This is a genomic window from Caldibacillus thermoamylovorans (assembly GCF_000751775.1).
GTDB lineage: Bacteria > Bacillota > Bacilli > Bacillales > Caldibacillaceae > Caldifermentibacillus > Caldifermentibacillus hisashii.
Genome location: NZ_CCRF01000084.1, coordinates 15,084 through 27,945 on the forward strand (window position 1 = coordinate 15,084; position 12,862 = coordinate 27,945).

11 protein-coding genes are annotated in these 12,862 nt (G+C 37.8%); 3 read left to right on the top strand and 8 right to left on the bottom strand.

Annotated elements, in window-relative coordinates:
* Window positions 1-210: 210 nt before the first annotated feature.
* The 5 genes from BT1A1_RS14560 to BT1A1_RS18815 form a co-directional block, all read right to left on the bottom strand.
* A complete protein-coding gene (locus BT1A1_RS14560; RefSeq protein ID WP_051989162.1) occupies window positions 211-1,419 on the bottom strand; it encodes a CynX/NimT family MFS transporter in 1,209 nt (402 codons plus the stop codon).
* A gap of 431 nt (window positions 1,420-1,850) precedes the next feature.
* The gene (tkt, locus tag BT1A1_RS14565; protein ID WP_269147499.1) at window positions 1,851-3,860 is read right to left on the bottom strand and encodes a transketolase; all 2,010 of its coding nucleotides are present in this window, start codon (window positions 3,858-3,860) and stop codon (window positions 1,851-1,853) included.
* A gap of 236 nt (window positions 3,861-4,096) precedes the next feature.
* Window positions 4,097-4,747, bottom strand: coding sequence for a fructose-6-phosphate aldolase (fsa, locus tag BT1A1_RS14570; RefSeq protein WP_034772597.1), 651 nt, complete (start codon window positions 4,745-4,747; stop codon window positions 4,097-4,099).
* Between the two features lie 132 nt (window positions 4,748-4,879).
* Entirely contained in the window at window positions 4,880-5,059 is a 180-nt protein-coding gene (locus BT1A1_RS14575) for a hypothetical protein (protein WP_034772598.1), read from the bottom strand.
* Window positions 5,053-5,202 (bottom strand): hypothetical protein, encoded by a 150-nt coding sequence (locus BT1A1_RS18815; RefSeq protein ID WP_156103259.1) that lies wholly within the window; start codon window positions 5,200-5,202, stop codon window positions 5,053-5,055. Before BT1A1_RS18815 ends, BT1A1_RS14575 begins: the two co-directional genes overlap by 7 nt.
* A 90-nt stretch (window positions 5,203-5,292) precedes the next feature.
* On the opposite strand from BT1A1_RS18815, the gene corA reads away from it, so the two are divergent.
* Entirely contained in the window at window positions 5,293-6,237 is a 945-nt protein-coding gene (corA, locus tag BT1A1_RS14580) for a magnesium/cobalt transporter CorA (RefSeq protein WP_156103260.1), read from the top strand.
* A gap of 256 nt (window positions 6,238-6,493) precedes the next feature.
* Here corA and BT1A1_RS14585 read toward each other — a convergent pair whose 3' ends face one another.
* On the bottom strand, window positions 6,494-7,792 hold the full coding sequence (locus BT1A1_RS14585; RefSeq protein ID WP_034772601.1) for an MFS transporter: 1,299 nt from the start codon (window positions 7,790-7,792) through the stop codon (window positions 6,494-6,496).
* A 719-nt stretch (window positions 7,793-8,511) separates the two neighbouring features.
* Between BT1A1_RS14585 and BT1A1_RS14590 the strand changes: the two genes are divergently transcribed.
* A complete protein-coding gene (locus tag BT1A1_RS14590) occupies window positions 8,512-8,874 on the top strand; it encodes a nuclear transport factor 2 family protein (RefSeq protein ID WP_034772604.1) in 363 nt (120 codons plus the stop codon).
* Window positions 8,875-9,183: 309 nt separating this feature from the next.
* Here the strand turns inward: BT1A1_RS14590 and BT1A1_RS14595 are convergent, their stop codons facing one another.
* Window positions 9,184-9,456, bottom strand: a complete 273-nt coding sequence (locus tag BT1A1_RS14595; protein ID WP_034772606.1) for an acylphosphatase — start codon at window positions 9,454-9,456, stop codon at window positions 9,184-9,186.
* Window positions 9,457-9,601: 145 nt separating this feature from the next.
* On the opposite strand from BT1A1_RS14595, the gene BT1A1_RS14600 reads away from it, so the two are divergent.
* Window positions 9,602-11,323, top strand: a complete 1,722-nt coding sequence (locus BT1A1_RS14600) for a methyl-accepting chemotaxis protein (RefSeq protein ID WP_034772607.1) — start codon at window positions 9,602-9,604, stop codon at window positions 11,321-11,323.
* Window positions 11,324-11,632: 309 nt separating this feature from the next.
* Here BT1A1_RS14600 and BT1A1_RS14605 read toward each other — a convergent pair whose 3' ends face one another.
* Window positions 11,633-12,061, bottom strand: coding sequence for a hypothetical protein (locus BT1A1_RS14605; RefSeq protein WP_156103261.1), 429 nt, complete (start codon window positions 12,059-12,061; stop codon window positions 11,633-11,635).
* Window positions 12,062-12,862 lie beyond the last annotated feature (801 nt).

Genomic DNA, 12,862 nt, shown 5'->3' on the forward strand with positions numbered 1-12,862 from the left:
TTTCCCTCAAAAAATGTCGACGTGAAGGAGCTCGTCGCCAAAAATGAACAGTTCCCACCTCAAAATGATGATGAGATTGAGTCTCGTCGCCAAAAAAGAGCAATTCCCACCCAAAATTCGAAACAACAAGAGTCAAGTCAACAAAAAAGGACCTTCTCGCACAAAATTAACACGAGAAAGCCCACGTGAAAAAATTGTAATGAACACTCCTTAAACATAACGATCTTGTCCGGCACGGTACCCGAAAAATGCCGTTAACAATACGATAATAATTAACGTTATGATTGGAACAGTCCACTTTTCACTAAAATCATAAATATACCCAATCAACATTGGACCTACCGCTGCAAATATATACCCAAGCGACTGGGCCATACCTGATAATTGAGAAGCTTGTCTGGCATTTCTCGCGCGCAGACCTAAAAAGGAAAGAGCTAAAGAAAATGTCCCACTTAATCCAAATCCAATAAGAGCAATTCCAATGATTATTACCCAAAAGGCAGGACTGATTAGCAATAAGAAATAACCGATTAGAGAAAAAGAACAAATCCCTAAGGCGACCTTTTGTTGTGACGAATACCGTTCAGCCAGGATCGGGACAAAAAAGTTTGCCGGTAACCCGATAAATTGGGTAAGAGAAAGGAGCCAACCCGCCATTTCTCTTGATACCCCTTTACTGAACAGGATGTCTGGCAACCAAGTAATGGTGACATAAAACAGGGACGATTGTAATCCCATAAATAATGCGATTTGCCAAGCCAGAGAAGAACGCCACAAATTCGATGTTTCTTGTTTGCCCGAAATTTTTATATCTTTCGGTCGGTCTTTTTTATCGATTTTTACAATGAAAAGCCAGATTATTAACGCGATGACAGCAGGTACCGACCAAACGAGCAGTGCATATTTCCATCCTAGGTTCAACCCGCTTGCCAACGGAACACTCATCCCTGAAGCCAAAGCTGCAAATACGCTCATTGAGGTCGTATAAACCCCGGTCATTAAAGCAAATTTTTGCGGAAACTTATCCTTAACGATTCCCGGTAAAATAACATTCAAGACTGCAATCCCAACACCGACAAGGAAAGTTCCGAAAAATAGAAAAAACAGATTGGCAACTGTTCGAATAAATAACCCAAGCAACAAAAAGATGAGACCCATGATTAATGTCCAACTATTCGTTAGTTTTCCGGAAATATTCGGAACGATTGGTGACATAACCGCAAAAGCAATTAAAGGTAAACTGGTTAGTAGCCCTGCACTCCAATGAGCCAATCCTAAATCATTTTGGATATCATTTACTAGAGGACCAACCGATGTAATGGCCGGTCGCAAATTAAAAGAAACAAAAATGATAGCAGCAACAAGAACTGCTTGTATTGATTTTTCTTTTGCTTTTGTCGTTTGCTCTATAAACTCCACAAAAAAACTCCCTTCATGCCTGATGAATTAAGAAACGTACCGGTAAAAATGACCGCTCATTACTGGGATGCATTACCACGTCTAGTTGTATGTAAGTAAAAAAATGATCCTCAATATATATTTGTTCTCTGATTTGAACAGAAAAATGAGTAAGTTGAACTTAATCAATGGCTTAAATGAAAGCCCGACCGTCCTTTTCATAGAAAAAAATAATCCATAAACTTGATTTAGATGATATTGTTCCTTTATGTACACCTTTACTTACAAAAAAGTGATCCTTAAACCCAATAATACTATAGCAATAATAGTATAACGCCTTCGTTCGTACAAACCACCTAATCTAATATAGCATATAAAATCATGCAAAATACAAAAAAGAATCGGAAATTCCTCCGACTCCTTTGTAAAGAACTTCATTTTCTTTGTCTATGTTAGTTAACCAGTTTTTCCACCTGAGCAACGACATTTTCAACCGTAAAGCCGTATTCTTCAATAATTTTATTTCCATTACCGGAAGCACCGAAAGTATCGATGGCAAGAACTGTACCTTGGTCACCTACATATTGTTTCCAGCCAAGCGGAGAGGCCATTTCAATTGCCAACCGTGCCCGTACATTTTCAGGTAATACTTCTTTTTTGTAGGCATCATCTTGTTTTTCAAAACGATCCCAAGATGGCATGCTTACAACATTTACATCAATTCCTTTTTCCTTTAATGCGGCTTGGGCACGAATTGCAAGTTGAACTTCTGAGCCGGTTGCGATTAACAAAGCATCCGGTACTTCTTTTTCACCTTTGCTAATTACATAAGCACCTCGTTTCACACCTTCATAAGCTTGTTCAGCAGTACCTTCCAATGTCGGGACATTTTGTCTTGTTAAAATTAATGCCGTTGGTTGATCTTTACTTTCAAGCGCTAACCGCCACGCCGCTTGAACTTCATTTGCGTCTGCCGGGCGAATAACAGAAAGATTCGGGATGGCACGCAGACCGGCAAGTTGTTCAACCGGTTCATGGGTTGGACCATCTTCACCGACAGCGATAGAATCATGAGTAAACACATACGTAACCGGGACGTTCATAATCGCTGCTAAACGAATCGCCGGTTTTAAATAATCACTGAATACGAAGAATGTACCGCCCTGCACTTTGACACCGCCATGCAATGCCATTCCGTTTAATGCGGCACCCATAGCAAATTCGCGAACACCGAACCAAATATTTCGGCCGGCATAATTATCCGGACCAAAGTCACCGACATCGTTGACATAGTTTTTATTGGATTCAAATAAATCTGCACTTCCGCCAATTAAAAACGGAACATTTTTTGCAATTGCATTTAAAACTTTGCCGGAAGAAGCCCGCGTTGCCAAAGTATCTACTCCGGGGGTAAATATCGGCAAGTCCTGATCCCAGCCTGCCGGAAGTTCACCATTAATAGCAGCTTCCAATTCAGCAGCAAGCGCCGGATGATTTTCCTTATATGTTTTAAACAATTGGTTCCAAACTTCTTCAGCTGATTTACCCGGTTCAACAACTTTTTCCCGGAAATCGGCATACACTTCTTCTGGCACGTAGAAGTCGGGATGATTCCAACCGTATGCTTGCTTTGTTAATTGAACTTCATCTTTACCAAGTGGCGCACCATGGGCTTTAGATGAACCCGATTTATTTGGAGAACCGTAACCGATCACTGTTTTTACTTCAATTAAAGTTGGTTGGGAACTGTTTGCTCTTGCTTCTTTAATCGCCTGACTAATGGCCTTAATATCGTTACCATCTTCTACCCGCAATACTTGCCAGCCATATGCTTCAAAACGTTTTGCAGTTTGATCGGAGAAAGAACGGCTCAAGTCACCATCCAGGGAAATATCATTCGAATCGTATAACACGACCAATTTGCCAAGTCTCAAATGCCCGGCGAGTGATGCGGCTTCATGGGAGATTCCTTCCATTAAGTCGCCGTCCCCAACTAGGGCATATGTATAATGGTCAACAACAGATAAACCGTCACGATTATATTTATTTGCCAAAAATCTTTCCGCCATCGCCATCCCGACAGCCATTGCAATCCCTTGACCAAGCGGACCGGTTGTAGCTTCAACACCATCTGTATGATGAACTTCAGGATGCCCGGGTGTCCGTGAACCAAGTTGGCGGAAGTTTTTTAAATCATCGATGGATAAATCATATCCGGACAGATGTAAAAGACTGTATAGTAGGGCCGAACCGTGTCCCGCAGATAAAACAAAACGGTCACGGTTAAACCATTTAGAGTTTTTTGGATTATGATTCATATATTCAGTCCAAAGCACATAGGCCATTGGTGCGGCACCCATCGGTAAACCCGGATGACCCGAATTTGCCTTTTCGATCATATCGATGGATAATGTGCGGATTGTATTAATTGATAATTGTTCAACGGATACTGTGTTATTCACTGAACATTCCTCCATATTCTAAAGCGATGATATATATCACAGACTTGTTTTAAGTTTTTTCAAGAATACTGTCGGGGAAAACGGGAAATCCCATTTATCAGGGAGTTTCCCCCAGATTGAATATTTTTTGACAACATTTTTGAGCTGCGATTCTTTCATTTCAATACAAGTTTGCCCTGTTTTTTAATTTTAAGCTACAAACTCATGCGTTCCAATACGAGTTTCCCCTGTATGGATTATTTTTTTGCCGGAACCTTTTTCCAGTCCTCTAAAAATTGCTCGATTCCTTTATCCGTTAATGGATGGCTCCAAAGTTTCGGGAACAATGAACCCGGAATGGTCGCAATATCTGCACCGGCTAAGGCAGCTGCTTCCACATGTTCGAGATTCCGAACACTGGCTGTAATGATTTCCGTTTCAAAATTAAAGTTCATCAACGTTTGTTTTAACCTGACAATCAAATCAAGCCCATCTACGCCAATATCATCTAATCGGCCAACAAACGGACTGACATAAGTAGCACCAGCTTTAGCTGCCATCAACCCTTGTGCAACCGAAAAGATAAGGGTTACATTTGTTTTAATCCCTTCCTTAGTAAGGATATTCACTGCGGCCAGACCATTTTCCGTCATTGGAATTTTAACAACGACATTTGGGGCCCAACCGGCAAGTACCCGGGCTTCATTGACCATTTCTTCTGTTGTTAAACCGATGACTTCTGCACTAACCGGCCCGTCAACAATGCTGCAAATTTCTTTGATAACCTCTTCAAAATCCCTGCCTTCGCGTGCTATTAGGGTCGGATTTGTCGTTACTCCATCAACCAATCCGAGCCGATTCACCCGTTTGATTTCTTCTACATTCGCAGTATCAAGGAAAAACTTCATCTTATTACCTCCTCAATATGATGGTTGCTTATCTCAATCATCTTATGTACATGACCTGTTAAAAAATTATTTTCAAAACTTGCTTTTTACCTTGGTCACGTTTTTTAATCTATCTTTTAGTATACCGTAAATTCACAATAATTCCCATTCCATAATTATGAAAAGTATATAGAAAAAATTTGTACCGTGAATGTTTTCCATATATTCATTATTACTTGAGTTTCGCACCATAAGTCGATGAAATGCTTTCTCGTCGTCATTTTGAGCCAAAAAATGCTTATTTTTGGCGACGAAACCCTTTCTCGTCACCATTTTAAGCCGAAAAACTCCTTTTTTTGGCGACGAGGCTCATTCTCGTCAACAGTTTGAGGCAAAAAACTCGATTTTTTGACGACGACACATCCATCCGTCTTTAGGGTGTGAAACTCAAGTTCATCAACAAATATATGACCCACATTGATTCCCCTTTCGCCCACAGAATTTATTTCTCCTCTTATATATGTTATACTTGTCAACATGTACAAAGAGAACGAAGGTGCATGACCATGATTCATACGATTGCAGTAACAAAAGATCAGCAAGTATTACATGATATTTCCATACAGGAATTGGTTGATTCGAAAATTTCCTGGTATTGGGTTGACTTTCATTCCCCAACTGAAGAAGAAACACAACTTCTCTATACGTTTTTCAATTTCCACCCGCTTTCGATTGAAGACTGTTTACATTTTTTTCAACGTCCAAAAGTTGATTTTTATGAAGATTATAATTTTTATGTCTTACACACCATTAACCCGCAAACCCTTTTAGCAGAAGAAGTGGATATCTTCTTTGGCAAAAATTTCATCGTTTCCTTTCACCTTGACGATTCAAGAGAAGTGAATAACGTTTTTGAAAAAGTAAAAGAAGACTCAAAAATCGTCTTGGATAAAAATCCGCTATATATTTTTTATCTACTATTGGATAAAATTGTTGACGAATATTTCCCGGCTGCTTACAAATTGGAAGACTTTATTGGAGAGCTTGAGGCAAAAAATGGCAGTCCAGATTTGATCGAGGATGTTTTTGAAGTAAGAAATCAATTATTAAAATTGCGGCGAACAATCACACCAATGAGCGAGCTATTATACCGCATTTTGAATTCAGAAAGAGTAAATATTCCGAAAGAAGATCATCTTTATTTTATGGATATTTATGATCATTTGCTCAGACTTATTGAAATTATCGATTCCAATCGGGAAATGACAAACGATATTAGGGACAGTTACATTTCTATAAACTCATATCGAATGAACAATATCATGAAAACTTTAACCGTGCTGTCTTCTATTTTTATACCGTTGACCTTTATCGCTAGTATTTACGGTATGAACTTTAAGTACATCCCGGAATTGTCATGGCGATGGGGCTATTATGCCGTCTTAGGTTCGATGTTTGTTATCGGCTCATTGTTGTTGGCCATTTTATGGAAAAAAGGTTGGTTTAAATAAAGCTTCCACGTCCTTGTGGAAACGTTTGTGTGACCACATGCTTTTCCGAACAAATCGGTATGTGGGACGACTTTCTTAAACATATTAAGCGGTGTTCTAGGGAATTATCACATGAACACCGCTCAAATCCTATTTCCATTTTACTATGGTAAAAAACAACAGGTCATCTGATGACTATGCAAATGTTCTACAGCAAGGCTTGTTACCATGCTGTTTTTTGTTTTATCAAAATGTTTCCCGTTCCAAACAGTCTATATTACATATTTAAATCCAATTCTGTATCTATTTGTTCATTTGTTTGACCGTTGTTTTTTATAAAAGATATGGCGAATAAACTGATAATTGCAGCCAAAATCATGTATAAGGCTACCGGAACGAATGAATTGTTAAATGTCGCCAATAATGCCGTAGCAACAAGTGGTGCCGTACCACCTGCAAATGCCGCCCCCAGCTGATAGCCTAAAGAGATACCGGTATTGCGGATTTTAGCAGGGAAAAATTCCGATATCATCGTCCCAAGAACCGCATTGACGGATCCCCAAATAAAGCCAAGACCAATTACCGTTGCCAAAATAAGCAAATAGACCGAACCTTGTTGCAGCATCCAGAAATACGGAAATGCATATAGGATTGTGGCTGCAATACCGAATAGATAAATATTTTTTCTGCCAATACGATCGGATAAGTTTCCAATAATTGGGATAATAATTGTTGCCACTACTGAACCGATGACAACAGCATTCAACGCATCGGTTTTATTAAAATTCAAAGTGGTCGTCGCGTACGAAACGATAAATGTTCCAAATATGTAAAATGGCGCCGTTTCAACAACTTTTGCACCCATTGCGATTAACACAGCTTTCCAATGGTAGCGTAATGTATCGGCAATTGGAAGTCTTGATACTTCACCGGCTTCTTGTGCCTTTTTAAATGCAGGAGTTTCATCGATCCCTTTTCGAATCCACAATCCAAAAATAACAAGAACAGCACTTAATAAGAACGGTACCCGCCATCCCCATGACATAAACTGATCTTCCGGTAAAAGGGTCATAACCGACATGACCAAAGATCCTAATATCAAACCAACGGAAATGCCCATTTGCGGAACACTGCCAAACAGACCTTTTTTGTTTTTCGGCGCATATTCGACCGCCAACAATACAGAGCCACCCCATTCACCGCCGAGGGCAAGTCCTTGAACAAAACGTAAACAAGTAAGGAAGATTGGCGCCCATATACCGATGACTTGATAAGTTGGCAACATACCCATGCCGAATGTCGACATCCCCATCAAAGTGAGCGTCAAAACTAATGTCTTTTTCCTTCCTAAGCGGTCCCCAATATGACTAAAAAGAATTCCCCCGATTGGCCGTAAGAAAAAGGCAATGGCAAAAGACGTATAGGCAATTATTAACCCGATTGTGGGATTCTCACTTACAAAAAATAATTGATTAAAAACTAACGAAGCAACAGTCCCGTACAAAAAGTAATCAAACCACTCGATAGCGCTTCCTATTAAACTAGCAAATAGAACCCTTACATTCCCCTTTAACATGTTTTTTCTCCCTTCAAATAAGCTTTTCCCTTTTTGTTTTAAATCGCTTACATTTTGAACAAAAAAGCATTTTTATAGTCGATATAATGTTAACTCATCAGATGACCTGAAAATCCTATGGTCATATTCTATCATGAATTTTCTCGGATTGTAAATCATTTTGTCACAAAAAGTTCAATGTTTGATAAAACGATTTCTTGCATAATAGCGAATGAGTGACTTTTGATTTATTTTGTCGATATTTTGAAGCGAAAAATGCTCGGTTTTGACGAAAAATTCAACAGTAGATTACAAGTATTCAACAATCCTCCCCCGGTATTCAATAGTAAAAAAGGAAAATTAAACAGTACTTGGATATAAATTCAACAGTAAAATTGAAAAATTAAACAACTCACCCTGTAAATTCAACAGTAGATTACGAGTATTCAACAGTCTTCCCCTCGAATTCACCAGTAACCATTTTTGAGCCTGGAAATTCTCAATTTTTTTTGCGATAAAACCTCTTATAGAAAATTATATTTTTCACAAATCCGAAAAACATCAATCAATTGATAAAATTGCCGGTCTTGTTGTAAAATTGTTCACAATCACAGAATCTTATATTTCAAATTGATACTCTTTTTTTGCCTGTTATACTTCCTGATAGTGCTATATGGGATTCCGCTGTACGAAATAGAAAATGATGAGAATTTATTATATTTTTGACTGGAGCGAAAGAAATGGAAAACAACAATCTTTTAAAAGAGCATTTACGTAAGCTGGAAGAAATGTTACTAACACCGGACATTCGAACTTCCGCTACTGAATTAAGTAACATCCTTGCCGACAATTTTTTTGAAATCGGCAGTTCCGGAAAAATTTTACACAAGGATGGAATCGCGCCAGAAGGAATAGGTGTCGTCAACATGCAACTTAGCGAATTCGAAATTCACCCCCTATCCGACGAAATTGTTCTAACAACCTATCGAATTTTTAATAAAGAAACCCAACAATATACATTAAGGAGCTCTATCTGGAAATATATGGAAAACAGGTGGCAAATGGTCTTCCATCAAGGGACAAAGACGGACAGTTCCACATAAGGGAAAATGGTTTGAAATGAAAAGAACAAAAAAGGGCTGGCACCAATAGGGAGAATAGCTTGAAATAAAAAGCACAAACACAGGCAGGCACAGTAGGGAGAATAGCTTGAAACAAAAGAGGCAATGACGGACGTTTGAATCTATGCACTTTGTTCCACAAAGGGAAAATGGTTTGAAATGAAAAAGGCAAAAACGGACAGTCCACAAAAGGAGAATAGTTTGAAACGAAAAAGACAAAAAAGGACTTATAAGATTTGTACACCCCACCAACACTTTTCCAGGGAGGGAGCCAAATGATCCCTCACCGTCCTATCCGACTATGGAAAACTTTTTATATCCTTTTTCGACTTCCAAATATGTGATTTTTTTATTCGTTACTTTAATAAAACGATTTGGCCATGTGCGAAGGGATTCTACAAACATTTTAACTTGTTCTTCAGTTCCTTCACCTTCCATCTCCACCGTCCCGTCATCGTTATTTCTCACCCAGCCATTGATTCCATATTCCAACGCTTTTTGCATAACGGAATAACGAAAACCTACACCTTGAACCCGACCATCGAAAATAATATGGACAATCATTATTTTTCCTCCCCCTTTTTTACGGCTTTCCCTATCCTTATTATACTAAAAATCACCTTGAGAAAAACGTGTAGAAATTGTATGATAATAATAGAATGTGAAAGCAATTACATAAAAGTAAACTATATATATTAGGAGAATTGATATGAGCAAGAAGAGAAAAAATAGGTTAAATTTTAAAGACTTTCGAATTGGTGCTAAATACACCATGACTTTAGTATCCGTATTTATATTTTTTATCATTTCCACAATCATCGTCACCACATCAATCAACAATATTGGGAAAAATATTGAACGATTGGAAAGGGAATCCGATCGTTCGGTCATGATTACGCAAATGGGTTCCATTGTTAACAGTAAAGCAGCGAATATCATGAGTTATGTCATTGAAAGAAGTGATGAAAATATTAACAATTATAATGCAGATAACGCTACTTTCCATGACATTAAAAAAGAAATTAGTAAAATCTTAGTTTCGAAAGAGCAAAAAAACTTATTTCAACTCGTGAATGAGAATGAAAAGAAACTTGATCAGTTATTAAACGAAAATATCATTCCGGAAATTGATAATATGTCAGATTCGTCGGCTTCCTACTATATAAGTCAGGCAAATAAGGCACGGACATCGACAATTTTTGCTCTTGATTCTTTACGCAAAAATATAGACAAAGAACGTCAAAATGCTATTACCCAAGCTGAAAAAAGTAAACAACTGGCTATTATCATCCAAATCATCTCGATAACCGCATCGATTATCGTTGGTGCAATACTCATCTTCTTCATCAGTAGAAATATTACACGAAATCTTGGTAAAGTTGTTGAATTAAGTAATAAAATAGCTGATGGAGATTTGACGGTTGAACCATTAACGTATGACGGAAAGGATGAGATTGGTCAAATTAGTTCTTCCATCAATAAAATGAGGGAAAATTTGCGAAATATGATTCAACAAATATCGAGCATGACCTCTACAGTCGGCAAGAGCAGTTCAGCATTAACGGAACTTGCCCATGAAGTGAAAGCAAGTTCTGAACAAATCGCTGTAACCATGCAAGATTTAGCAAAAGGTTCCGAATCTCAAGCCAGTCACTCAAATTTAGTATCCGAATCGATGCAACAATACTCAAAAATTGTTCAAGAGGCAAATGAAAACGGTGAAAAAATTCAAGAATCATCGCAAATCGTACTCACCTTTGCTAATGATGGAAAAGAATTAATGGATCAATCCACCGAGCAAATGGCAAAAATTGATTCCATTGTTGAAGAAAGTGTTCAAAAAGTACAAAACTTACATGATGAATCGCAAAAAATTTCCAAACTGGTCTATGTGATTAAAGACATATCCGATCAAACCAATCTACTGGCCCTTAATGCCGCTATTGAAGCAGCAAGAGCCGGAGAACACGGAAGAGGATTTGCGGTTGTGGCGGAAGAAGTGAGAAAACTTTCTGAAGAGGTCGCTGCATCAGTCAAAGACATTACTGAAATCGTAAACAAGATTCAAAATGAGATTACAGAAGTGACTAATTCGCTTCGAAGCGGTTATGATGAAGTGGAAAAAGGGACAACCCAAATTAAATCCACAAGTGAAACATTTAATATTATCAATGAATCGGTAACAGGTATGGTGGGAAATTTACAAACGATTATCGAAAATTTGGCTTCGATTACGGCACAAAATCAGAAGATAAGCACTTCCATTGAAGAAATTGCCGCCATCTCGGAAGAATCAGCAGCAGGGATTGAAGAAACCGCCGCCTCTGCTCAAGAATCAAGCAGTTATATGGAAGAAGTCGTTGGCAATACGAAACAATTGGAAAAATTGGTCAAAGACTTGGACAACCTCGTTCGCAAATTTAAGATATGATGCATCGGCCAGACCCGAAAGCAGACCGTTGGATAAATGTTGAGAAGGATAAAGAGCTTTCCACAAAGCGGCTTTATCCCTCTCTTAATGACCGATCACCAGACTTGTTTCAAAGAGAAAGTTGGGTTGGAAAGACTTGCCCATGCATCCGATTGGTTTGAGAGGCCAATGTTGGTTACACGAGCATACTAAAGCAATCGCTTACACAATGCCAATCACAAAAAATCCTTTCAAGGACATGGATATTTAGTGTGTCCTTTTTGCAACCATTAAGATATCAAAATTCGTGAAGTAACAACACCTTCCACACTAGCTTAACTTCATTTTGATGGCATGAATCTCTCTTTCATGGCGCACTGTTTTCTCCCAAATAAAATCTTGGTCATGTTTAAATGCTGTCAACTGATCTAATATTTCTTTATGACGTTCTTCTGCTCTCGTTTCTATTTCATCTATTTTATGATGCATCTCTTGTTGAACCCGTTTCATTTCTTTTTGCTCCTGATGCATTCCTTCAAAGGCTCGTTTCATTTCTTTTTGCTCCTGATGCATTCCTTCAAAAGCTCGTTTCATTTCTTTTTGCTCCTGATGCATTCCTTCTAGAGCTTGTTTCATCTCTTTATGCTCCTGATGCATTCCTTCTAGAGCTTGTTTCATCTCTTTATGCTCTACCTGGATTGCAGCTACCATGGTAATTAATTGGGATAACATGTCTTCAATATTATTGTTTTTACTCATCATCATTCAACTCCTACTCAATTATTATATACAAAACGAGTCATCTTTGAAATCCATTTTAATCATTTCCAATTTGTTCTAAGATGGTCATAATCTTCTAATAATTTGGGGAAAACCGATATAATAATGGGGATGAAAAAGCTAATACATTGATTCGACAAACTTTGAAAATTTCCTCCTTAAATATTATAAAAATTTAGCATAAAAAACGACTTCCTGGAATGAGGGCAAATAAAAGAGCCATTTAAAAATGTTGATAAAACGTTTTATCTTAATCTGCTTGAGGTTGCTAGGAGAGTTGATATTAAGATAGGGAGTAAACACTATATTTCGACATTTATTGGTTTAGAATAGAATGAAGATATGTTTGAAATCCAAATATCAAAATCCTCTCAACATCAGGTTTCATTCCTTTTCCTCTTAAGATATTAGCTAACACCTAAGCTAAATTACTCCTACCAAATTGGAAATACAATTTTAGTTACATGACGCCCAACTTAATAAGGAACTGTGAATAATTTACGTTACATAAATATAGTTCATACTATTTTTATTGCAAAATTTTCCATACAACCATTCTAGGTTTGAAACATAAATATGACTGCTTTATGAGGTAATTGCGATGTTCGTTATTCCTTGATTCCCAAAGGATAGAGAATACGTTGAAAAATATTTTCCCCACAGGAATAACGGAAAAATGCGGGCTTAAAGGTCTTTGGGTTACTAAAAATTCAATTTTACTCCCATAAAAAACAACAAAAAATGGACCCCTTGGTGTAAAATTAAGTTAACAAACAAATC